This window comes from Mycolicibacterium llatzerense, assembly GCF_000878195.1.
GTDB classification, from domain to species: domain Bacteria; phylum Actinomycetota; class Actinomycetes; order Mycobacteriales; family Mycobacteriaceae; genus Mycobacterium; species Mycobacterium llatzerense.
In genome coordinates this window covers 82,972-104,902 of the sequence record NZ_JXST01000020.1, presented here as the reverse complement: position 1 = coordinate 104,902, position 21,931 = coordinate 82,972, and the positions used below count along the sequence as shown (strand labels likewise).

Below are 21,931 nucleotides of genomic sequence, written 5' to 3'. Positions count from 1 at the left end.
CACCACGTCACCGTTGGAGATGAAATGACTGTGCGCCCGTTCACCGACCTCACCACCGTCACCGCGGTGGGCGATGACACCTTCACCGCCACCATCGACCCGGTGTGGACCATCGGCCCGAAGGTGCACGGGGGCTGCATGATGGCGGTGTGCGCCGCGGCCGCGCAGCAGGCCATCGGCTCCGAGTCCGAACTGGCTCCGGTAGCAGTGACCGCCAATTACCTGAATGCACCTGATCCCGGCGAGGTGCAGCTGACCACGACGGTCCGCAAGCACGGGCGCCAAGTCGCCCTGGTCGACGTCCAGCTGTCGCAGGATGGGCGCGCGGCGGTCAGCTGTGCGGTGACCCTCGGGCCGCTCGATGCCAAGCCGCCGCGCCTCCAGGAATCGCTGGCGGTGTCTTACCTACCGGTCGAACCGCCGGCGGATGCGGTGCGCGTCACCGCAGGCCAGGTGGTTGGCGAGCTGGTGCACGTGGCGCAGGGCTGCGAATTCTTCCTGGACGCAGCGACACCGTTCCTCTCCGGCGAAGAGGGCGACCCCATCAATCGAATGTGGCTGCGGCCCTTCGCCGATGACGAGGCCAATCCCGACACCGCTCTGCTGTTCGCGTTGATGGCGGGCGACATCACTCCCCCGGTCACCATGAACCAGGGCCATTTCGGCTGGACGCCGACCGTGCAGCTCACCACCTACGTGCGACGGCGGCCGGCGCCGGGCTGGCTGCGGGTGCAGGCCAGCTCGACGGTGGTCGGTGAGACCTGGTTCGAGGAAGACCACGTCATCCTCGACTCCACCGGTCAGGTCGTCGTGCAGAGCCGCCAGCTGGCGATGCTACCCAAGGGCATGTAGGCGCCTATGCGCCCAGTTCCACGAGCTGGGCGTCGCCCTGAATTGTCGAGAACTGTTGCCACCACACCCAATCGGTGATCGCTGCCCGCAGGTCGGCCGCGTGCGGCGCGGTGTACGCGCGGTACAGCGCCGCGGCCTCCTGCAGCCGACCGTAGGCGGCCAGCTTCTCCAGGTGTGCCGTCCGGTAGGTCTCGCCCGTCGTCTGCATCAACGGCCGGATCGATTCCATCCACGCCTTGCCGATGGCCGCCGGGTCCGGCGGTACCAGCTGAACAGGCTGCGGCGGCAGGGCTTCGTGCAGTTGCGCGTCCGGCCATTCGGCCAGCTTCGCCGCCGCCTCGGGCGCGATGATCTCCAGACGGGTGCGGCCCTTCATCAGTCCGTCGGTCGGAATATCCTCCGGCGGAATGACTTTCGTCTGCAAGCTGCCGGTGAACGGCTGCACTTCCTGCTCGGTGCCAATGACCACCTTCAGCGTCTTCTCGTAGAACGTGCACCACGCCTGGAGCGCGACGAACGGCTCACGAACCCAGCGGCCGCGCTGACCCGCCGGGACATTCTCGTCGGCGCTGACGAAAATGACCTGAGACGGTAGGCACATCCCGTCCGGAATGAACGACACCCCATAGGAATTCGCGGCGATGATCTCGCCGTTGGTGGTCACGCCGACCGCCCACACGAAGTTCCACGCCATCGGCGGGATCGACGGCGGAGCGTGCAGCGCCGCGGCGATCCGCTCGGCGAACTGCACATCCGCATCGCCCGCCGACTTGCGCACCAAACCGGCCCGCGCTGCAGCCGCCATCGCGTCGCGCTCGGCCCGCGCCGCCGTCACCGGGATCGGCGCTGCCGCAGCGGCGTTCTGCTGCTGGTTGGCCGACATCGGCGCGACACCTGGGCCGCCCGGACCGCCGGCACCCGCACCCGGCTGAGCGACGGGTGCGGCCGGGGACGGCGTCGGAGCCGGACCCAGCGGCGCTGCCGGCGCCGCGCCAGCCGGCGTGCCTGTCGGTGCGGCTGCGGTGCTAGCCGAAGCCTGCGACACGGGTGCCGAACCTGCGCCGCTGGTGCCGGTAGCTGCTCCAGCAGTAGCGGCCGGAGTGCCCGACCCCGCGCCTGTCTGGGTCGCTTGCTCGGGAGCCGCGATAGGAACGGCGTTCGCGGCAGCTGAAAGTGGTTGCGTCGGCAGCTGGCCGAACGGGTTCTTCGGCGTCTGCTGGCCCTGTCCCTGTTGACCGGTTTGCTGGCCTGTGATTTGCTGACCGGTGCCCTGCTGTCCCGACCCCGGGCCGCCCGGGGTGCCTGACGGGCTGCCAGATGGGGCGCCAGCGCCGGGTGCGCCTGAGACTCCGCCGGGCTGTGAAGTTCCTGAAGAAGACTGTTTGGTGCCTCCCATCGCCATCAATGGGCCGCCTGAGGCAGGCACCGTCGACGGAGTACTCGGTTCTCCGGCAGGGGTTGCGGGTTCCGCTCGGGGCGCTGGATTGACCGCCGCATCTACGCCCGTACCGCCCTTCTGGCTTGTCACGGGCTGCTTCGAACCCGGTTGATCGGCCCGCGTTCCAGAAACACCTTGGCTCAACCCGGTCCCGGAACCTTGGCCTTGCCCTGATGAATTCGAAGCTGGCGAACCAGACGGGCTTCCAGAGACACCTGCGTTCACGCCTGCCCCGGAACCTTGTCCAGCCGGTCCCTGCGCAGCGCCGGGCGGCCCCGGTGTCGGCGTTGGCATCGACTTGCCTGGATCGTTCACCGGTGGGGGCTGCGCAGGCGCAGGCATCTTGCCATCAGCACCGGGCGTACCGGCTGGAACGCCCAAATCCTGCGCCAAGCCTGTCGCGCATTTGGCGACCGCGGCGATATTCTCGGCGAGACCAACTGTCTTCGTCGTTTCGATCATTTTGGTGAATAAACCAGCCGAGCTGAAATACGCAGTGGCCTTATCATTATCACCCGACACAATGGCCGCTTGTCCCGCCGCCCTCATAATCGTGGCCGCCTGCTCGTACGCTTCACAAGCCTTCTGAATAGCGGCAGCTGTGTTATTAACGTCATTCTTTGTCTGCACTACCGCAGACTCGGCGCGAAACACCTTTCGCGCCGCCGCGTACACAGCTTTGCACGCATCCCCATACGAACCTAGAACGCCAGTAGCCGTAGCTTCCGCAAGACGACCTGCCTCGCCCTCCCAGTCGGATAGCTGCATCCGCTGGTGCGCGTGGTGCGGAATCACCTCACCATCAAGATGGTCTCCCAGCGCCATGAGCCCCTCGGCGATGTCGTTCAGCGCATTCTCATCGACTTCGGGAAATGCGGGAGGAACGACGGTGGCCTCGCCATACTTCCCGCCGCGGTAACGATCAATCGGTGCCATGATGAATCATCACTCGGTAGTCCAAAATGCGGATACTCCCATCGCATCTAGTCGTCGACCGCGGGATGCCGAAACAGCGAACACGATGCGGGTATCGAGACACCAAGGTCCTCCGTTCTCTATCTCTCTATCCGGAAACGGCTTTGCACGCACCGAGAACAACGCCCGGTGCCATCTGACCGGCGGAGTAAATGTCGTGATCATTCGCCTGATATGTCGGAAGCGCGCCAAGGTATGTACGACGGTACTGAACGCCCAGCATGAGAAAGTCCTGAACCAGAGGGTTTGAACTCTGCTGCGCCAACTTCTCTAGTGAGTCGGCAGTTGAACTCATCACCGCCATGACGATTGTCGTTAGTGCTTGCTGATCGGGTGACCAATCGCTGACAGCAATCTGTGGATCAGTATTTAGCCATTTCTTGAAGTCCGCATTCTGCAGCAGTTGGTCGATAGTAGGACTCAAGTCTTGACATACGACGTCGGGGCTTTCGAGCATCTTCTCGGGGTTCGACAAGTCTCCAACGGGGGCAATGGATGTTGGCGGTTTTGGCGCTGGAATCATCGATGCGCGGGCCGCCGCGGCGCCTGACGAAATAGCTGCACAGATGTTGGTAATTACATTTGCCGCCGTCGATCCAGTGGTAGCCAGATTGTCAGCGGCCGGCGTGTAACTGGACAGACTATTTGCGTATGCGCGCGAGTATGCAATGAATTGGGCATATAACTCACGCATTACGCGGTGTGTGGTCATTTTGGCTAGTGGCACGGCTTGATCAGCGGCTTTCCGCATCGCCTTTCCAGCCGCTTCATATTGCGCCCGAACCTCGGGAGTCCACGAACCCGAAGGGATCGATGGATCTCGTGTCAGCCAACCCTTGCCCTCAACGTCAGCCAGCGTGTTAATGATCGGCGTCCACGGCGCACACGACGGGTCCTCGGTGATGATCCCGACCGGACCCTTGTCATTGGCGCTCGCAACATCGGACGGCGCAGCCGACGTCTTGGTGCCATCTCCGCCACCACCATTGCTGTCACCGCTGTTCTTCGTGCATGACACCGCGACTGTGGCCGTTACAGCGATCACCGCGACCAATGACACCGCCCCGATGGCCCACTTGGCGGCGCCGCTCTTCTTCGGCGGAACCGGAGCCGGCCACGGCTGCTGCGGACCCCACTGCCCACCCGGACCAGGCTGACCTGGCACAGGCTGGCCCGGCCAGCCACCCGGCTGCTGCGGCGGGGGCGCACCCCACGTCGGCGGTTGCGTCACAGATCGCCCTCCCTCAGAAACTCACAACGCAAAACAGTCAAGACCGAAAATTACACATCAACCGCAGGATTTGCGGCGTGGCGCCCCGACCGCGGGGCAGGCGACGACGGCGGAACCGGCGCGGTGGGGCCGCTGGTCGGTCCGGCCGCGGCGTGCTTCTTGTCGGCCTCGCGATCCTTCTTTTCGTCGGCCGTCTCGTCCCGCTTTTCCTCGCCGGCCTTTTCCTCGCCCGGCTTGCGATCCTCGGGCTTGGCCTGCGGGCCACCGGCGCCGCCCGCCCCGGCTGCACCAGCTGCACCAGCGCCGGCCTCGCCCGGCTTGCCGCCGTATTTGCCGGCCTGGCCAGCCAACTGTTGGACCTGCTGCCCGATCTGCTGGGCAGCCTGCATCGCGGTCTGCGGCACCGAGCCCAGCGCCTGCATCGCCTGCGCGGGGGCCTGGAAGGCCTGCATCGCCATGCCCATCATCTGGCCGAACTGGCCCATGCCGCCGTCAGCGCCGCCGCCTGCCTTACCCGCACCGGATGCGGGATCCAGATTTGCACTGGCCTTCTGAATCGCCTGGCCGCCCGCTTCGTCCCCGCGCTGGTAGGCCCCTCGGGCAGATGACACTTTGTGCGCCAGCGACTGATCTTTGAGTTCCGCGGCAGCAACTTTGTCGTTGGCCCCGTCCACCAAACCTGGCACGTAAGACGACAGCATGAGACTGACCGGATCGCCCTTTGCGGGGATGTTCACAGCCTCAGCCGGCTGCACCGTGCCCGCCGACCACGACATGGTCTCCAGGTCGATTTTCAGTTCACCGCTCAACGCGTCCACCCCCACTTCTGGACAGTCCCGCATCTGAGATTACCCGCACCGCAGACCGCAGTCCTGCACCAATCTTGCGCAGCGCTGAGTACGGGTTTGCTCAAATCGCGAGTAACAGCGAAAAAGCCCGCTACGCGGCCGAAGTCACACGGTAGACGTCGTATACGCCCTCGACGTTGCGCACCACGTTCAGCACATGACCGAGGTGCTTCGGATCGCCCATTTCAAAAGTGAAGCGGCTGATCGCAACTCGGTCGTTGGACGTGGTGACTGATGCCGACAGGATGTTGACCTTCTCGTCGGCCAGCACCCGCGTGACGTCGGACAACAGGCGGTGGCGGTCCAACGCCTCGACCTGGATGGCTACCAGGAACACCGACGACGGCGACGGTGCCCACTTCACGTCGATGATGCGCTCGGCCTGCTCCTGCAGCGACGTGGCGTTGGTGCAGTCGGTCCGGTGCACGCTGACGCCACCGCCACGGGTCACGAAACCCATAATGTTGTCGCCGGGCACCGGCGTGCAGCACTTTGCCAGTTTGCACAACACCCCGGGTGCGCCCGGAACCGCCACGCCCACATCGTCATTCGTGCGGCGGCGCACCGGCATGGTGGCCGGCGTCGACCGTTCGGCGATCTCGTCGGCGGCTTCGTCGTCACCACCGAGCGTGGCCACCAGCCTCTGCACCACGTGCCGGGCCGAGACATGTCCTTCACCGACTGCGGTGTACAGCGCCGAGACATCTGCGTAGCGCAGCTCGCGGGCCAGTGTGGCCATCAGTTCGGCGTTCATCAACCGCTGCAACGGCATTCCGCTGCGGCGCACTTCACGGGCAATGGCGTCCTTGCCGGTCTCCAGCGCCTCTTCGCGACGTTCCTTGGCGAACCACTGCCGGATCTTGGCCTTCGCCCGCGGTGACACCACGAACGTCTGCCAGTCGCGCGACGGTCCGGCGTTCTGCGCCTTGGAGGTGAAAACCTCCACCACCTCACCGTTTTCGAGCTTGCGCTCCAGCGCCACCAGTCGCCCGTTGACCCGGGCGCCGATGCAGCGGTGCCCGACCTCGGTGTGCACCGCGTACGCGAAGTCGACGGGCGTGGAACCGGCCGGCAGCGTGATCACGTCACCCTTGGGGGTGAACACGAAAATCTCTTGCACGGCAAGGTCGTAACGCAGCGACTCCAGGAACTCGCCCGGGTCCGCTGCTTCTCGCTGCCAGTCGAGCAGTTGGCGCATCCACGCCATGTCGTCGATCTCGGTGGCATGGCCGCCCGCCGGTAACCCGTTGCGGCCCTTGGCTTCCTTGTACCGCCAGTGCGCCGCGATGCCGTACTCCGCGGTGCGGTGCATGTCAGTGGTGCGGATCTGCACCTCCAGCGGCTTGCCCTCCGGGCCGACGACCGTCGTGTGCAACGACTGATAGACGCCGAACCGCGGCTGGGCGATGTAGTCCTTGAACCGACCGGCCATCGGCTGCCACAGCGAGTGCACGACACCGACGGCGGCGTAACAGTCCCGGATCTCGTCGCAAAGAATGCGCACACCGACCAGGTCGTGGATGTCGTCGAAGTCGCGGCCCTTGACGATCATCTTCTGATAGATGGACCAGTAGTGCTTGGGCCGGCCCTCGACCGTCGCGTTGATCTTCATCGACAGCAGCGAATTGGCGATCTCGGCGCGCACTTTGGCCAGATAGGTGTCACGCGACGGCGCCCGGTCGGCGACGAGCCGCACGATCTCCTCGTAGCGCTTGGGGTGCAGGATCGCGAAGGACAGATCCTCGAGCTCCCACTTGACGGTCGCCATACCGAGCCGATGAGCAAGCGGCGCAATGACTTCCAGCGTCTCGCGGGCCTTGCGGGCCTGCTTCTCCGGCGGCAGGAACCGCATGGTGCGCATGTTGTGCAGCCGGTCGGCGACCTTGATCACCAGCACGCGAGGATCGCGGGCCATGGCGATGATCATCTTGCGGATGGTCTCGGCCTCGGCCGCCGAACCGAGCACTACCTTGTCCAGCTTGGTGACGCCGTCGACCAGGTGGCCGACCTCGGTGCCGAACTCGGCGGTGAGCGCCTCCAGCGTGTAGCCGGTGTCCTCGACGGTGTCGTGCAGCAACGCGGCGACGAGCGTCGTGGTGTCCATGCCGAGTTCGGCCAGGATGTTGGCCACGGCCAGAGGATGGGTGATGTACGGGTCGCCGGACTTGCGCAGCTGCGGCGCGTGCCGCTCTTCGGCAATCTCGTAGGCACGCTGCAGGATCGCCAGGTCGGCCTTCGGGTAGAACTCCCGGTGCACCGCGACCAACGGCTCGAGGACCGGGTTGACCAGGCTGCGCTGAGCGGTCATCCGGCGGGCGAGCCGGGCACGGACGCGTCGGGACGCGCTGACGGTGCCCTTGGCCGTTTCCAGTGACATCCCCGGCGTCGACTCGGGCGGCGCCGATTGGACCTGCGTCACCTTGTCGTCAGCCAACGCCGCACACCTCCTACACCTGGTTTGTCGAGAATAGACCCTCAGACTACGTACAGGCTGGTGACCGGCAGCGGTTCCAATACAGCGCGTCCACCCAGGCCATTCAGCTCCAGCACGACCGCCGCGGCGGTCACCGTCGCACCTGCCGCCTGGAGCAGACGGACCGTCGCAGCAACCGTGCCACCGGTGGCGAGCACGTCGTCTATGACGACAACGCGCCGGCCGGTCAGATCGATCCCGTCGGCGGGAATCTCCAACGTGGCGGTGCCGTACTCCAGCGCATAGGCCTGGCTGTGCACCGGCGGCGGCAACTTCCCACCCTTGCGGACCGCAAGGACACCGGTACCCAATCGCGTCGCGACCGCCGCGCCCAGCAGGAAGCCGCGGGCGTCGATACCCGCGACCAGGTCCACGCCGCCAGCCACCTCGGCCAGCGCTGCCGTCACGGCCGCCAGTCCGCGACCGTCGGCCAGCAGCGGCGTCAGATCCTTGAACTGGATACCGGGCTCCGGGAAATCCGGCACCTCACGGACCAGTTCGGCGAAGAGGGTGTTCAGGTCACTCATTTGTTCCCCCATCGGTCCATGTTCCAGCCGGCACCCCACCGCGTGGGGTTGGCGCGCACCAACGTCATGTCGTTCGTCACCAGCAGGGTCCGCTGCTGGCGGTACAGCGGCAGGGTCGGCACGTCGCCCCACAGCACCGTCGCCCCTTCGCCGAGCAGCCGCGCCTGCTCCTTGGGGTCGGTGGTGATCGCCAGGGCCGCGATGACGCCGTCGACCCGCTCGTTGGCATATCCCGACAGGTTGTTGCCGTTGCCGCTGTGCAGGGCGTACGAATCCACCACCGACGAACCACTGGACCCGCTACCCGCGGCTCCCCCGCCACCGGACAGCAGCACGTCAATGTCGTTGGCGCGCAGGCTTTGTACGCCCACCGTCGGCGACGCCACCTCCTGCACCGTGATGCCGGCAGCGGCGCACGACTTGGTGATCGCGGCGACCACCGACGCCAGCCGGACGTCCGGGCCGCGATAGCCCATCCGCACCGTCAGCGGCTGGCCGTTGACGGCAGCGCGCGCGCCGTCCACGTCGGCGGCGGCGAATTGTCCACTCGCATCCACGTTTTCGGCCACCGCCAGGGAATCGTCAGACGCGGTGTTCAGCCGGGCGTTGCTGACCGGCACCCCGACCGCAGCGGCGATGGCATCCCGCGGCGTGCAGAGCGCGACGGCGCGGCGCGCACCGGGATCGGCCAGCGCACCTTGCGCGGCGAAGATCAACTGCTGAATGTCATCGGAGGCACTGTCCTTGCGGGTGTAACTCGCCGGCACATCGTCCTTGCCGATCACCCCGGCGGCGACGTCGACGATCTCGGCCTTGCCCGACTTGATCCGGCTCGCCAGGTCAGCCCCGCGCGGTGACACCGTGATCTTGCCGATCACCGGCTTGGCGCCCCACCATTTGTCGTTGGCCGCCAAGGTGATCGAGCCATCCTTGCCCACCGATGCCAGCTTGTAGGGGCCGGCCGACGGGAACCGTTTGAGGTCCGCATCGGGTTTCAGATCCCAGGTGGTGTTCCAGGCTTCGGCGATCTTGTCGATGGTCGGTCCGTCGCCCGTTTGCAGCGCCTTGGCCACCCCGCCGTCGCCGAGGCTCAGTGCGTCGTCCAGCACGTGCGCCGGCAGCATCGACGTCGCGGCGAACAACTGCCCGTAGTCGGTGACCGCGCGGTCACGGACGAAGACGACGCGGGCCCGCTTCTGGCCCGGGGTGCAGTCGACGGCGGCGAGATCGGCGTACCCGGCGCGACTGGCCGCGTCGAACGCCGGGAACTGCCCCGACTGCGCGGCCCAGGCCAGCACCATGTCGTCGCAGGTGACGGGTTTGCCGTCGGAATACACGGCGCTGTCGTTGATCTTGTAGTCGAGGGTCAGCGGGGCGCGGCCGACGACAGAGACGGTGCCGAAGTCACGGTCGGCGACCACCTGCCCGTCGGGCCCGCGAAAGTTGAAGCCTGTCTGCACCCGCGAAAAGGCCTGCGGCGCACCGGATGCCGCGCCGACGACCGACGCTGTGTTGTAGGTGGGCAGAGCGCCGTCGACGATGTAGTCGACGGCGTCAGCCGAACTGTCACAACCGGTTAGGCCGAAACCGGCCACCAACACCACCGCACCGGCCAATGCGCGGAACCGCACAGGCATGGTGGGCTAGCCCCGGCTGTTTCGCTTACCCGACGGCTTACCGGTGGGCCGCAAGGGCTTGGCCCCCGGCGCCGGCTTTGCCGGTGCGTCCACCACGCCGACCGTCACCTCGTTGCCACCGGAAGTGCCGCGCTCGGTCGACGACTTGCGGCGGTTGAGCACGCGGCGGGTGTGGTTCTTGACCAGGTCGGTGCGCTCGCGCATCGACACCAGCAGCGGGGTGGCGAAGAAGATCGACGAGTAGGTGCCGACGATGACACCGACCAGCTGAACGAGCGCCAGGTCCTTGAGCGTGCCCACGCCCAGCAGCCACACCGCGACCACCATCAGCGAGATGATCGGCAGCGCCGAGATGAGGCTGGTGTTGATGGACCGCATGAAGGTCTGGTTGACCGCCAGGTTGGCCTGCTCGGCGAAGGTCCGTCGAGTGGTGTGCTCAAAGCCGTGGGTGTTCTCCTCGACCTTGTCGAACACGATGACGGTGTCGTACAACGAGAAGCCCAGAATCGTCAACAGACCGATGACCGTGGCCGGCGTGACCTCGAACCCGACGAGCGAGTACACACCCGCCGTACTGACCAGGTCGAACGCCAGTGAGGCCAGTGCCGCCAGCGCCATGTACCGCTCATAGCGGATGGTGATGTAGATGGCGACGATGACGACGAACACCACCAGCGCGATCAGCGCCTTCTTGGTGATCTGATCACCCCAGGTCGACGAGACCGCGGAGTCGCTGATCACGTTCTTGGATGCCTTGCCGTCCTCGCCCTTCGGCTGGAACGCATCGAACAGCGCATTGCGCAGCTTCTCGGTGTCCGCGGTCGACAGCGTCGAGGTACGGATCTGCAGGGTGGCCGAGTCGCCGTTACCGACGCGCACCACCGACTCCGGCGCGTGGCCGAGGGTCTTGCTGAAGACGTCTTCGACGCCCTGCGGGGTGGCAGTGGTGCTGACACCCGCGACGGGCATGGCGACCTTGGTGCCGCCCTCGAAGTCGATACCGAAGTTGAAACCACGGATACCGATGCTGGCGATCGCAATGAGCATGATCAGCGCGCTGATCGCGTACCACATGCGGCGCTTGCCGATCACCTCGAAGGCGCCGGTGCCGGTGTAGAGCCGGACGAAGAAGCTGTGGTGCGGCAGGTTGCCGTCCGGATCCGAGGCAGTCGTCTCCGCGACCTCGGTGGCCGAATCCTCTTCGGCCGCAGCCGATTCGGTCAGCTCCAACTCGGTGTCATCTGCTGAATGCTTCGACATATCGGTGTTACCCCCGTCCCGTCAGGCTGGCCGCTCGCCGCTCGCGCGCAATCTGCTGCACGGCGCCGAGGCCGTTGTACGAAGGCTTGGCCAGGGTGGCCGACTTGGATGCCAGGAAGACCAGCGGCCAGGTCACCAGGAACACCACCACGACGTCGAGGATCGTGGTCAGGCCCAAGGTGAACGCGAAGCCCTTCACCTGGCCGACGGCCAGGACGTACAGCACCAGGGCGGCCAGGAAGGTCACCGCGTTGCCGGACAGAATCGTCTTGCGGGCCCGGGCCCAACCGCGCGGCACCGCAGAGCGGAAGCTGCGGCCTTCCCGGATCTCGTCCTTGATGCGTTCGAAGAACACCACGAACGAGTCGGCGGTCGTACCGATACCGATGATCAGACCGGCGATACCGGCCAGGTCCAGGGTGTAGTTGATGTACCTGCCCAGGAGCACCAGGATCGCGAACACCATGGCGCCCGACGCGACCAGCGACAGCGCGGTCAGGACCCCGAGGACCCGGTAGTAGGCCAGCGAGTAGAGCAGCACCAGACCGAGGCCGATCAGACCGGCCCAGAGCCCGGCCCGCAGCGACGTCAGACCCAGCGTGGCCGACACCGTCTCAGCTTCGGACGACTCGAACGACAGCGGCAGCGAACCGTACTTCAGCACGTTGGCCAGGTCCTTCGCCGTGGTGGCGTTGAAGTGGCCGGTGATCTGCGTGCGTCCACCCGGGATCGCTTCCTGGATGGCCGGGGCGCTGACCACCTGGGAGTCGAGAACGAAGGCGGTCTGGGTGCCGATGTTGGCGGCGGTGAAGGTGGCCCACACATCGGCGGCCTTCTCCTTGAACGTGACGTCGACGACGTACTCGCCCTGCTGCTGGTTCAGACCCGACGACGCGTCCTTGATCTCGTCACCGCTGATGATCGACTTGTCCAGCAGGTAGACCTCTTTGTGGTCCTTGGAGCAGGTCACGAGCGGCAGGTTCGGGTCGTCGTTGCCGGCCAGCACGTCCTGCTGGTCGCAGCGGGTGGCCTGGAACTGCAGCGCGAGCAGCTGGATCTGCGGCTGCGTGCTCTGACGCAGGGCCTTCTCATCGGCGATGCGCTGAGCCAGCTCGGCCTTGGGGCCGTGCCCATCGGGCGCGCCCGGTGCCGGAGCACCAGGGGCAGGAGCGGCGGGGGCACCAGGCGCGGGTGCGCCGGGCTCTACGGGCGCGGGCGCCGGAGCGGTCGGGCTGTCCGACGGTGCCGGGGTCGGCTCCTCGGGGAACGGCCGGGGCTGCGGGGCCGGCGCGGGCGCCGGAGCGGTCGATGCCGGGTGCGCGGGCATGCCCGGCGTCGGCTGGGTGACCGGGGCCTCGGGCTCGGCCGGGGCGATCAGCGGCGGCATACCGCCGGGACCACCGGGCATCGGCAGGATGCCCGGAGGCAGACCGGGAGCGCCGGGAGCGCCAGGAGCCGGCGCGGCGGGCTTCGCGGGCTGTGCGCCCTGAGCCGGGATGACGTGCACGACGGGCCGGATGTACAGCCGCGCGGTCTGGCCCAGGTTGCGGGCCTCGCTGCCGTCCTGGCCGGGCACGGTGATGATCAGGTTCGAACCGTCGATCACGACCTCAGAGCCGGAGACACCGAGACCGTTCACCCGGGAGCCGATGATCTCCTGGGCCTGGATCAGCGCCTCGCGGGTGGGCGTCGAGCCGTCAGGGGTACGTGCAGTCAGGGTGACCCGGGTACCGCCCTGCAGGTCGATGCCCAGCTTGGGCTTGGCCTGCTTGTCGCCGGTGAGAAACACCAGTAGATAGGCGCCGACGAGCAGCGCCAGGAAGAACGACAAATAGCGGTATGGGTGCACCGGCGCCGAAGACGATGCCACGGTTCTAGGGTCTCCTTGAGATCGGTACGGTCAGCCCCGCAAAGGGTACGTGCTGGTGCGGGAATGTCAGCCTTCGGTCTTCGGCGCGCCCTCTTCGGCCGACGCCGCAGTCAATTCTTCGGAGTCCGAAGCCGAGTCCTCAGTGGCCTCGATGCGGTCACGCACGGCCAGCTTCATCCAGGTGGTGATGACGCCGGGGGCGATCTCCAGATCCACGTTGTCGTCGTCGATCCGGGCGATGGTGCCCAGCAGACCGGAGGTGGTGTGCACGCGGTCGCCGACATTCAGCGAGTTGTGCAGGTCGATGGTGGCCTGCATCTGCTTCCGCTGACGCCGCGATGCGAAGAACATGAACGCACCCATGACCAGGAGCAGCGGCAGAAAGACAACCAAATCCATGACAGCGAAAATCTTTCGTTCTGTTGAGTCTGTGAACAGGCAGGCGAGCCGGACCAGCCGAGCGCCGTGCCGCGGTACTGACCAGTGTGCCATCACGGGCGTCAGTGCCCGCAACCGGCGCAATCGCTGACCCGCCGAAACGGCGGGCGCCTAGCGCGTGGCGGGGTATCCGACGGGCAGCAGCACGTCGCCCGACGTGGTGCGGAAGTAAACCTGCCATTGGTAGTAGCCGGCGAACGCGGCGGGATCGGCGGCCAGTACCGCCGCGTAATCGTTGACCGCGCGGACATAGGCGCCGGAATGGTTGTAGTTGTGCACGGCGCGATCGTGGTCGGCGGCGAAACCGTTTGCGGCCAGGTAGCGACCAGCCGCCAGGATCGAATCACGGGGAGCGCGGATGTCCCCGGAGCCGTACGCGGCGAACGTCGACGGCAGGAACTGCATGGGGCCCTGCGCCCCGGCCGTGCTGTCGCCGTTGATCCGGCCGAACCGCGACTCGATGAGGTTGATCGCCGCGAGGTAGGTCCAGTCGACCCCGGATGCCGCCTGAGCCTCCCGGTAGTAGCCGAGCAGTTCGTCGGCGGGCGCCGGCGGCTGGATGGTCCACGGCGGGATGGCGTCGCGCGGCGGCGTCATGCCGAACAGCTGGCGGCCGGCGTCGACGTTGCGGTCGTAGGCCGCGGCCAGCGCCGGCGGGATCCGCGGGGCGATGACCGCATCCCACTCCGGATGCCTGGCGATCTCGCGGTACGCCGTCTGTTGCCGGTGCGCAGCGTCGATCAGTGCAGGCTCCGGCGTCGCCGGATCGCGCACGGCCTGTTCGTCGGCGACCAGGCCGTCGGCGAGTTGCACCGGGTCAGGACCGGGATCCGCAGCAGACGCGCCGCCACCGGTGAACGCCAGCACAACAGCAACAACGACGGTCGCGCAGCGGCCGATCACCCCCGGTTATCCGATCAGCAACGCGGCGATGCCGAGCACCGGCAAGGTGCCCTGGGTGATAGCCGCCCGCGCCTTGTCCGGGGACGACAGCAGCAGCACCAGCGCCGCAGCGGCCATGGACCCGATGCCCGCGAAGATCAGCGCCAGGCCGATTCCCTTGCACCCCATGATGATTGCCGCGATACCGACGGCGGTGACGATGGCCAGGAACAGGTTGTAGAACCCCTGGTTGAAGGCCATCTCCTTGGTGTCCACCGCCTGCTGCTCAGTGAGGCCGAAGGTGGCCCTAGTTCGCGGCGAAGTCCAGGTGAGCGACTCCATCACGAAGATGTACACGTGCAACAGCGCGGCCAGGCCGGCAACGATCAACCCTGCAGTCAGCATGGGTCCTATTCAAACAGCCCGGACTGCCCAAATCCGTTTATCGGCGGTTGCAGGCCCAAATGCGTCCACGCCTGCGGGGTCGCCACGCGCCCCCGCGGAGTCCGCGCGATCATCCCCGCCCGCACCAGGAACGGCTCGCACACCTCCTCGACGGTGGTGGCCTCCTCCCCGACCGCGACCGCCAACGTCGAGACACCGACCGGCCCGCCCCCGAAACTCTTTGTCAGAGCGGTCAATACGGCCCGGTCCAGCCGATCCAGGCCGAGCTCGTCGACGTCATACACCGCCAGCGCCGCCTTGGCGACGTCGCGGGTGATGACGCCGTCAGCGCGGACCTCGGCGTAGTCACGGACCCGGCGCAGCAGCCGGTTGGCGATACGGGGCGTGCCGCGGGACCGCCGGGCCACCTCGGCGCCTGCTTCCACACCGAGCTCGATGCCGAGGATGCCGGCCGAACGGGCCAGCACGCGCTCGAGTTCGGGCGGTTCGTAGAAGTCCATGTGCGCGGTGAAACCGAACCGGTCGCGCAGCGGGCCAGTCAACGCGCCCGACCGGGTCGTCGCGCCGACCAGGGTGAACGGCGCGACCTCCAGCGGAATCGACGTCGCGCCCGGGCCCTTGCCGACCACCACGTCGACCCGGAAGTCCTCCATGGCGAGGTACAGCATCTCCTCGGCGGGCCGGGCGATGCGGTGAATCTCGTCGATGAACAGGACGTCGCCCTCGACCAGGTTGCTGAGCATGGCGGCCAGGTCGCCGGCACGTTCCAGAGCGGGGCCTGAGGTGACGCGCAGCGACGTACTCAGCTCGGCGGCGATGATCATGGCCAGCGACGTCTTGCCGAGACCGGGCGGGCCGGACAGCAGGATGTGGTCGGGTGTGCCGCCGCGGTTCTTGGCGCCTTCGAGCACCAGTTGCAGCTGTTCCCGGACCCGGGGCTGGCCGATGAACTCGCGCAGCGACTTGGGCCGCAGGCTGGCGTCGACGTCGCCTTCACCGACGGTCAGCGCGGGTGAGACGTCCCGCTCGTCGGGTTCGACGCCGTCGTCCTCGAACCGGCTCACTTCTTACCCAACATCGACAGGGCCGACCGCAACGCGGTCGCGGTGTTGGCCTCGGGATCGTTGGCCAACACCTTGTCGGTGGCCTCTTCGGCTTGTTTGGCCGGAAAGCCAAGTCCGATAAGGGCTTCCACGACGGGACCGCGAATCGAATGCCCGCCGGCAAAACCGACGCCGGCACCGGCCGTCGCGCCGATCTTGTCGCGCAGTTCCAGCACCATGCGCTCGGCACCGCGCTTGCCGATGCCCGGCACCCGGGTCAGCGCCGTGACGTCACCATCGGCCAGCGCCTGCCGCAACGTCGGGGCGTCATAGACCGCGAGCGTCGCCAGCGCGATCTTCGGACCGACGCCGGACACCCCGAGCAGGACGTTGAACAGGTCCCGGGCGTCGGAGTCGGCGAAGCCGTACAGCGTCTGGGAGTCCTCGCGCACGATCATCGCGGTGATCAGTCGGGACTCGGCGCCGCGGCGCAGGGTGGACAGGGTCGCCGGGGTGGCCATGATCTTGTAGCCGACGCCGGCTGCCTCGATCACCGCGTGATCGAGTGCGATGTCGATGACCTCGCCACGGACCGATGCGATCATGCGCGCGCCGCCTTCACCTTCGCTGCGTACTGCTTCTTGAATTCGGCGGCCTTGGCCTCCGCCTCGGCCATCCGGGCGATCATGGGCGCCCGCCAGCAGTGGCAAATGGCCAGGGCCAGGGCGTCGGCTGCGTCGGCCGGAGTTGGTTTCTGTTGCAGCCCAAGAATTTTGGTGACCATGGTGGTGACCTGAGCCTTGTCTGCGCGACCGTTGCCGGTGACCGCGGCCTTCACCTCACTGGGCGTGTGGAAATGCACGTCGATCCCCCGCCGCGCCGCCGCCAGCGCGATGACGCCGCCGGCCTGCGCGGTGCCCATGGCGGTATTTGCGTTCTGGTTGGCGAACACCCGCTCGATGGCGATCACGTCGGGACGGTGCGTGTCCATCCAGTGCTCGACGGTGTCGCTGATGGTCAGCAGCCGGCGGTGCAGCTCGACGTCGGACGGGGTACGCACCACGTCGACATCGAGCGCGGTGACTTTGCGCCCTGCGCCTCCCTCGACCATCGAGAGGCCACAGCGCGTCAGACCGGGGTCGACGCCCATCACCCGCACGCCTACTCCTCACTAGATCCCGAACAGCTGTTCGATAGCTTAGCGGGCGGCGGCGACAAGACGCGCCAGGGACACGCCCTCAGATGTCGGCCGGCGATCACCAGCCGGTGACCTGGCAGAGTGGAAGTATGCGGGTCGTCATCGCGGGTGGACACGGGAAAATCGCGCTACTCCTGGAACGACTGCTCAGCAGCCGCGGCGATACGGTCGCCGGGCTGATCCGCAATCCGAGCCAGGCGCCAGACCTGGCAGAGGCAGGCGCCACGGCAATCGTGCTCGATCTCGAGCAGGCGTCGGTTGCGGACGTCGCCGCGCAGCTGGAGGGTGCCGATGTTGTCGTGTTCGCGGCCGGCGCCGGCCCGGGCAGCGGCGCAGGCCGCAAACAGACGGTGGACCGGGACGCGGCGATTCTCTTGGCCGATGCCGCCGAAACCGCCGGCGTGCACCGCTACGTCATGGTGTCAGCGATCTCGGCCGACGACCGCAGCCTGGACGCCGGCTACGACCCGGTGTTCCTGGCGTACATCCGAGCGAAATCCGAAGCCGACGCGAACGTGCGTGCCCGCGCCCGGCTGCAGACGACGATCGTGCGGCCCGGACGGCTGACCGACGATCCCGGCACCGGGCTGGTGCAGGCCGCCGAATCCACCGGCCGCGGCAGCATTTCCCGGCAGGATGTCGCGACCGTTCTCCTGGCAGTCCTGGACGCACCGGGCACCGCAGGGCGGACGTTCGAAGTAATTTCCGGCAACACGCCGATCAGCTCGGCGCTCGACTAGGCGACGATCCGTCACCTGGCCACGAGCGGCCCACCCGCGGCCCGCCACTGGATCAGTCCGCCACTCATGTTGACGGCTTCAAAACCGTTCTCCACCAACAGATTCGCCGCACCAGCGGAGCGGATTCCGCCAGTACAGAAGGTAATGAGCAGACGTTCGTCCGGAAGGTCGAGACAGCCCTCGGACAAGGCCTCGAGCGGCAGGTGCACCGCATGCGGGATGCGCACCCGATCCCACTCGAAGGCGCGACGAACGTCGACGACCAGCGCACCCGCCTCGACCAGGCGCACCGCTTCGGCTGCACTGACCGCCGGCGGCCGCCGCAGATAGTGCCGCAGACTCATGCGTACCTCGCCCCTGGGTGCACGATCATCAATACGACGACGACCACCCACAGCAGGTTGAATACGCCGGTCACCATGCCCAGGGCGCGCAGCTGAGCGCCGCCGTCCGGTGCGGCGAGCGCCGCCCTCTGGCGCGGTGCGATCTGTACCGCGAGCAGGCCTCCCGCGATGGCCGTGAGCACCATCGCGGCGATGATCCACACCTCGGCCATGCGGCCTTGGACACCGGCAAGCGCAAGACCGATCATCGGGACCGCGAGCGCCAGCACCCCGTAGACGCGAGTGATCCGGTGCAGCAGGCGTGCGACGCCGACACTTCGCTCGCCCTCCGGAGCCGCGCCCGCCAGTGGCGCGTATCGGGGAAACAGACTGGTGGCCACAGCGATCGGCCCGACGAACAGAATGCCCGCCACCACATGGGCGGACAACAGCAGGGCTTGCATAACCTTCAGCCTAACTGAAGGTTAGCGAATGTCGGAAGTGATCCGCGTCATGTACGCGCGCAGCGCCTCGGTCAATTCGGGATGCTGCGCGCCGAACGCGGCATCGAGATCGCGCACCACATCAGCGGCCCGGTTCAACAGCGACTCGCCCGCGGCGGTCACCTGCAATGTGGAGGCCGCGCCGGCGTGTGCGGTGCCGTCGTCAACCAAGCCGGCATCGACGAATGCCGCAACTGCAACATGCGCGCTCTGCACCGTTATGCGGGACCGCCGGGCAAGTTCGCTGAACGAAATGCCCGCATTTCCCCGAATGTGCCCTAACAGCCCGTATTTGCGGGTGGTCAGCCCGAGCGGCTTCAGCGCGTCGGCGAACGCGGCGTCCCAGACCCGACTGACAGTCAGCAGCGCGACAGTCGGGCTGAACGGGGGCGGCTCAGGCATGGAGGCAGGCTACCCGCCTACCCGAGCCGACTACTCCTCGTCGAGCTGCGCGGCGACGTCGTCGGGGATGTCGACGTTGGTGTAGACGTTCTGCACGTCGTCACTGTCCTCGAGGGCGTCGACCAGCTTGAACACCTTGCGGGCGCCCTCGATGTCGACCGTGACCGACACCGACGGCTGGAAACCGGACTCGGCCGAGTCGTAGTCGATGCCGGCGTCCTGCAGTGCGGTGCGCACGGCAACCAGGTCGGTCGGCTCGCAGATCACTTCGAACGCCTCACCAAGGTCGTTGACCTCTTCAGCACCGGCGTCCAGGACGGCCATCAGCACGTCGTCCTCGGTCTGGCCGTTCTTCTCCAGGGTGATGATGCCCTTGCGGGAGAACAGGTAGGACACCGAACCGGGGTCGGCCATGTTGCCGCCGTTGCGGGTCATGGCGACGCGGACCTCACCGGCGGCGCGGTTGCGGTTGTCGCTCAGGCACTCGATGAGCACCGCGACACCGTTGGGGCCGTAGCCCTCGTACATGATGGTCTGCCAGTCGGCGCCACCGGCTTCTTCGCCGGCACCGCGCTTGCGCGCGCGCTCGATGTTGTCGTTCGGGACCGAGGTCTTCTTGGCCTTCTGGATGGCGTCGTACAGCGTCGGGTTGCCACCGGGGTCACCGCCGCCGGTGCGCGCCGCGACCTCGATGTTCTTGATCAGCTTGGCGAACTCTTTACCTCGGCGCGCGTCCTTTACGGCCTTCTGGTGCTTGGTTGTCGCCCACTTGGAATGGCCGCTCATGCGTGTCCGCCCTCTTTCTGATCAAACGTCAGCTGACCAGTTTACGTGGACGGGTGACGCGCCCTGACCGGCCTGGTCGATCGCAGAATCGGAGGCTATTTCTTGACCGGTTGCGTCAGGTTGTAGACGGTGTCGGAACCGACCTTCAGCGGCGCGAAGTTGGCGCTCACCCAGTCCGCGATGTCACTGTGCGCGTCGGCGCCCCAGTGCCCCTTGCTGTCGGACACGATGTAGTACGCCACTTCGTGATTGGCCACGTAGGACTGGAATTGCTGCAGCGTCGGCGCCGGGTCGCTGCCACCGAACCCGCCGATCGCGATGACGGGCGTGCGGGTGTCGAGCTCCAGACCGGCAGCCGGCGACGACCGGTCGATCGCGGCGGACCACTTCGTGGTGGTGGCCTTGAGCAGCGCGTTCAGTTGGGGGTTGTCGTCACGCTGACCGAAGCCGCCGTGTCCCTTGTCGTCCTTGTCCGCCGGGCCGACGGACGGGCCGCCACCGAGGTGCGGCTGACCGAAGGTCGCAAGCGAGTAGGCCACCGATCCCCCGGCCGCGCCGAACATCGCGAGACCCAGCGCCAGCGTCGCGATGCGCTTGCGGTTGTCCCCGGCACCGGCCCACACGAGTGCCGCGGCGCCGACAATGGCGGCGACCAGGAACACCCAGCGCAATGCGGGCAGCCAGTCGGCGTTACGGCCCAGGATCACGAAGCCCCACACCCCGCTGGCCAAAAGGACTGTCGTCAAACCGATCCGGTGGAACAGGGATTCCCGGCGGCGCCAGAACTCGATGACGAAGATCGCGAACATCGCGGCCATCGCCGGAGCCAGCGCGAGGCAGTAGTACGGGTGCACGTTGGTCTTCATGAAGCTCAGCACCAGGCCGACACTCACCAGCCAGCCGCCGAACAGGATCGCGCCGGCGCGGACCCGATCGGTGCGGGGCGCCCGCCCGCGCGAGATCAGCACCAGCACGGTGGCCAGTAGCGCAGCCGGCACCAGCCAGCCGATCTCGAAGCCGAACTCGCCGGTGAACAACCGCGGCAGGCCCTGGGTCTGATCGCCGAAGCCGCCGCCGTGATGCCCTGCCGTCTTCATCGCCTCGCCGGCGGCATGCCCGGCGTGCTCGCCGGTAAGCGTGTGCACGGTCGACGGCTTGTCGGGGTCGGTCTTGCCCATGTGGTTCTTGCCGAGCACACGACCAAAGCCGTTGTAGCCCAACACCAGATTCATGAAGCTGTTGTCGGTCGAGCCCGCCATGTACGGGCGCGACGACGCCGGCCACAGGATTGTCAGCACCACGAACCAGCCGGCGGAGACGAGCAGCGCACCCAACGCACCCAGCAGGTGCCACAGCCGGCTGCGCAGCGCGACCGGCGCGGCGATCAGGTAAGTCAGACCGAGGGCCGGCGCCACCATCACGCCTTCGAGCATCTTGGCCAGGAACGCGAACCCGAGTGCGACACCGGCCAGCGCCATCCATTTGGCGCCACCGCGGCGAGCCGCGCCGTCGACACTGTCTTTCAACGCCCGGACGGTGAAGTAGGCGGCCAGCGTCATCAGCAGCACCATGGCCGCGTCCGGATTGTTGAAGCGGAACATCATCGCGGAGACCGGGGTCAGCGCGAGAACCGCGCCGGCGAGCAGGCCGGCGGCCGGACCACTGATCCGTCGTACTGCGGCGTAGAGCAGCCAGACCGAGCCGACCGCCATCAGCGCCTCGGGGATCAGCATGCTCGCGCTGCTGAAGCCGAAGATCTGGCCGGACAGGGCCATCACCCATTGCGACAGCGGCGGCTTGTCGACGGTGATGACGTTGTTCGGGTCGATGGACCCGAACAGCAGCGCCTCCCAGTTCCGCGAACCGGCCCACACCGCGGCGGCGTAGAACTGGTTGCCCATGCCGTTGACGGTGATGTTCCACAGGTAGCCGATCGCGGTGACGATCAGGAGCAGGGCCAGCGCCGAGCGCTCACCGGTCTTGGTGGCGAGACTCCAGCGACGCGGCGCCGGGGTCTGCGGCTCGTCCGTCGGGGCGTCCAGAACGGCAGCGGATGTCGTACTCACCCGACCATTAAGGCAGCTCCAGCTATGGCCGAGC

General features: G+C 67.1%; 21 protein-coding genes. 2 read left to right on the top strand and 19 right to left on the bottom strand.

Features of this window, described 5'->3' with window-relative positions:
• The first annotated feature begins 24 nt into the window (after positions 1–24).
• A complete protein-coding gene (locus TL10_RS15605; protein WP_043399153.1) occupies positions 25–852 on the top strand; it encodes a thioesterase family protein in 828 nt (275 codons plus the stop codon).
• A 4-nt stretch (positions 853–856) separates the two neighbouring features.
• Here the strand turns inward: TL10_RS15605 and TL10_RS15600 are convergent, their stop codons facing one another.
• The 14 genes from TL10_RS15600 to ruvC all read right to left on the bottom strand — a co-directional run bounded on the left by TL10_RS15600 (position 857) and on the right by ruvC (position 17,038).
• A complete protein-coding gene (locus TL10_RS15600; RefSeq protein WP_131630748.1) occupies positions 857–1,897 on the bottom strand; it encodes an EspK C-terminal domain-containing protein in 1,041 nt (346 codons plus the stop codon).
• Positions 1,898–3,353: 1,456 nt separating this feature from the next.
• On the bottom strand, positions 3,354–4,325 hold the full coding sequence (locus TL10_RS30975; protein ID WP_338048657.1) for an ESX-1 system-associated protein: 972 nt from the start codon (positions 4,323–4,325) through the stop codon (positions 3,354–3,356).
• Positions 4,326–4,546: 221 nt separating this feature from the next.
• On the bottom strand, positions 4,547–5,314 hold the full coding sequence (locus tag TL10_RS29655; RefSeq protein WP_052506428.1) for a hypothetical protein: 768 nt from the start codon (positions 5,312–5,314) through the stop codon (positions 4,547–4,549).
• 121 nt (positions 5,315–5,435) lie between these two features.
• Positions 5,436–7,721 (bottom strand): RelA/SpoT family protein, encoded by a 2,286-nt coding sequence (locus TL10_RS15585; protein ID WP_234711458.1) that lies wholly within the window; start codon positions 7,719–7,721, stop codon positions 5,436–5,438.
• 98 nt (positions 7,722–7,819) lie between these two features.
• Positions 7,820–8,344, bottom strand: a complete 525-nt coding sequence (locus tag TL10_RS15580; RefSeq protein WP_043986279.1) for an adenine phosphoribosyltransferase — start codon at positions 8,342–8,344, stop codon at positions 7,820–7,822.
• Complete coding sequence (locus TL10_RS15575; RefSeq protein ID WP_043986277.1) at positions 8,341–9,981, bottom strand: ABC transporter substrate-binding protein; 1,641 nt, start codon at positions 9,979–9,981, stop codon at positions 8,341–8,343. The genes TL10_RS15580 and TL10_RS15575 overlap by 4 nt, the downstream gene beginning before the upstream one ends.
• 6 nt (positions 9,982–9,987) lie before the next feature.
• Entirely contained in the window at positions 9,988–11,241 is a 1,254-nt protein-coding gene (gene secF / locus TL10_RS15570) for a protein translocase subunit SecF (RefSeq protein WP_043986275.1), read from the bottom strand.
• Positions 11,242–11,248: 7 nt separating this feature from the next.
• Positions 11,249–13,111 (bottom strand): protein translocase subunit SecD, encoded by a 1,863-nt coding sequence (secD, locus tag TL10_RS15565; RefSeq protein WP_043986274.1) that lies wholly within the window; start codon positions 13,109–13,111, stop codon positions 11,249–11,251.
• 66 nt (positions 13,112–13,177) lie between these two features.
• On the bottom strand, positions 13,178–13,510 hold the full coding sequence (yajC, locus tag TL10_RS15560) for a preprotein translocase subunit YajC (protein WP_043986273.1): 333 nt from the start codon (positions 13,508–13,510) through the stop codon (positions 13,178–13,180).
• 150 nt (positions 13,511–13,660) lie between these two features.
• A complete protein-coding gene (locus TL10_RS15555; protein ID WP_043986303.1) occupies positions 13,661–14,416 on the bottom strand; it encodes a lytic transglycosylase domain-containing protein in 756 nt (251 codons plus the stop codon).
• 42 nt (positions 14,417–14,458) lie between these two features.
• Positions 14,459–14,836, bottom strand: coding sequence for a DUF1304 domain-containing protein (locus TL10_RS15550; RefSeq protein WP_043399177.1), 378 nt, complete (start codon positions 14,834–14,836; stop codon positions 14,459–14,461).
• Positions 14,837–14,841: 5 nt separating this feature from the next.
• On the bottom strand, positions 14,842–15,900 hold the full coding sequence (gene ruvB, locus TL10_RS15545) for a Holliday junction branch migration DNA helicase RuvB (protein WP_043399180.1): 1,059 nt from the start codon (positions 15,898–15,900) through the stop codon (positions 14,842–14,844).
• Entirely contained in the window at positions 15,897–16,484 is a 588-nt protein-coding gene (ruvA, locus tag TL10_RS15540) for a Holliday junction branch migration protein RuvA (protein WP_043399183.1), read from the bottom strand. The genes ruvB and ruvA overlap by 4 nt, the downstream gene beginning before the upstream one ends.
• Positions 16,481–17,038: a crossover junction endodeoxyribonuclease RuvC gene (gene ruvC / locus TL10_RS15535; protein ID WP_043986271.1), complete on the bottom strand. Its 558-nt coding sequence runs from the start codon at positions 17,036–17,038 to the stop codon at positions 16,481–16,483. Before ruvC ends, ruvA begins: the two co-directional genes overlap by 4 nt.
• Before the next feature lie 128 nt (positions 17,039–17,166).
• Here ruvC and TL10_RS15530 point away from each other — a divergent pair, with 128 nt between their 5' ends.
• Positions 17,167–17,817: an NAD(P)H-binding protein gene (locus TL10_RS15530; protein ID WP_043986302.1), complete on the top strand. Its 651-nt coding sequence runs from the start codon at positions 17,167–17,169 to the stop codon at positions 17,815–17,817.
• Positions 17,818–17,828: 11 nt separating this feature from the next.
• Here the strand turns inward: TL10_RS15530 and TL10_RS15525 are convergent, their stop codons facing one another.
• The 5 genes from TL10_RS15525 to TL10_RS15505 all read right to left on the bottom strand — a co-directional run bounded on the left by TL10_RS15525 (position 17,829) and on the right by TL10_RS15505 (position 21,897).
• Positions 17,829–18,161 (bottom strand): rhodanese-like domain-containing protein, encoded by a 333-nt coding sequence (locus TL10_RS15525; protein ID WP_043986270.1) that lies wholly within the window; start codon positions 18,159–18,161, stop codon positions 17,829–17,831.
• Positions 18,158–18,604, bottom strand: coding sequence for a hypothetical protein (locus TL10_RS15520; RefSeq protein WP_043986269.1), 447 nt, complete (start codon positions 18,602–18,604; stop codon positions 18,158–18,160). The genes TL10_RS15525 and TL10_RS15520 overlap by 4 nt, the downstream gene beginning before the upstream one ends.
• 21 nt (positions 18,605–18,625) lie before the next feature.
• Positions 18,626–19,045, bottom strand: coding sequence for a MarR family winged helix-turn-helix transcriptional regulator (locus tag TL10_RS15515; RefSeq protein WP_043986268.1), 420 nt, complete (start codon positions 19,043–19,045; stop codon positions 18,626–18,628).
• Between the two features lie 30 nt (positions 19,046–19,075).
• A complete protein-coding gene (locus TL10_RS15510) occupies positions 19,076–19,831 on the bottom strand; it encodes a YebC/PmpR family DNA-binding transcriptional regulator (protein WP_043399196.1) in 756 nt (251 codons plus the stop codon).
• A 95-nt stretch (positions 19,832–19,926) separates the two neighbouring features.
• Positions 19,927–21,897: an ArnT family glycosyltransferase gene (locus tag TL10_RS15505; RefSeq protein WP_043986267.1), complete on the bottom strand. Its 1,971-nt coding sequence runs from the start codon at positions 21,895–21,897 to the stop codon at positions 19,927–19,929.
• Between the last annotated feature and the right edge of the window lie 34 nt (positions 21,898–21,931).

What these genes read in the sequence shown, in the direction of transcription:
- TL10_RS15605 (WP_043399153.1), top strand. Translation starts at nt 25, where the DNA reads ATGACTGTGCGCCCGTTCACCGACCTCACCACCGTCACCGCGGTGGGC.
- TL10_RS15585 (WP_234711458.1), bottom strand. Translation starts at nt 7,721, where the DNA reads ATGTCACTGGAAACGGCCAAGGGCACCGTCAGCGCGTCCCGACGCGTC.
- TL10_RS15580 (WP_043986279.1), bottom strand. Translation starts at nt 8,344, where the DNA reads ATGAGTGACCTGAACACCCTCTTCGCCGAACTGGTCCGTGAGGTGCCG.
- TL10_RS15575 (WP_043986277.1), bottom strand. Translation starts at nt 9,981, where the DNA reads ATGCCTGTGCGGTTCCGCGCATTGGCCGGTGCGGTGGTGTTGGTGGCC.
- secF (WP_043986275.1), bottom strand. Translation starts at nt 11,241, where the DNA reads ATGTCGAAGCATTCAGCAGATGACACCGAGTTGGAGCTGACCGAATCG.
- yajC (WP_043986273.1), bottom strand. Translation starts at nt 13,510, where the DNA reads ATGGATTTGGTTGTCTTTCTGCCGCTGCTCCTGGTCATGGGTGCGTTC.
- TL10_RS15550 (WP_043399177.1), bottom strand. Translation starts at nt 14,836, where the DNA reads ATGCTGACTGCAGGGTTGATCGTTGCCGGCCTGGCCGCGCTGTTGCAC.
- ruvA (WP_043399183.1), bottom strand. Translation starts at nt 16,484, where the DNA reads ATGATCGCATCGGTCCGTGGCGAGGTCATCGACATCGCACTCGATCAC.
- TL10_RS15530 (WP_043986302.1), top strand. Translation starts at nt 17,167, where the DNA reads ATGCGGGTCGTCATCGCGGGTGGACACGGGAAAATCGCGCTACTCCTG.
- TL10_RS15525 (WP_043986270.1), bottom strand. Translation starts at nt 18,161, where the DNA reads ATGAGTCTGCGGCACTATCTGCGGCGGCCGCCGGCGGTCAGTGCAGCC.
- TL10_RS15520 (WP_043986269.1), bottom strand. Translation starts at nt 18,604, where the DNA reads ATGCAAGCCCTGCTGTTGTCCGCCCATGTGGTGGCGGGCATTCTGTTC.
- TL10_RS15515 (WP_043986268.1), bottom strand. Translation starts at nt 19,045, where the DNA reads ATGCCTGAGCCGCCCCCGTTCAGCCCGACTGTCGCGCTGCTGACTGTC.
- TL10_RS15510 (WP_043399196.1), bottom strand. Translation starts at nt 19,831, where the DNA reads ATGAGCGGCCATTCCAAGTGGGCGACAACCAAGCACCAGAAGGCCGTA.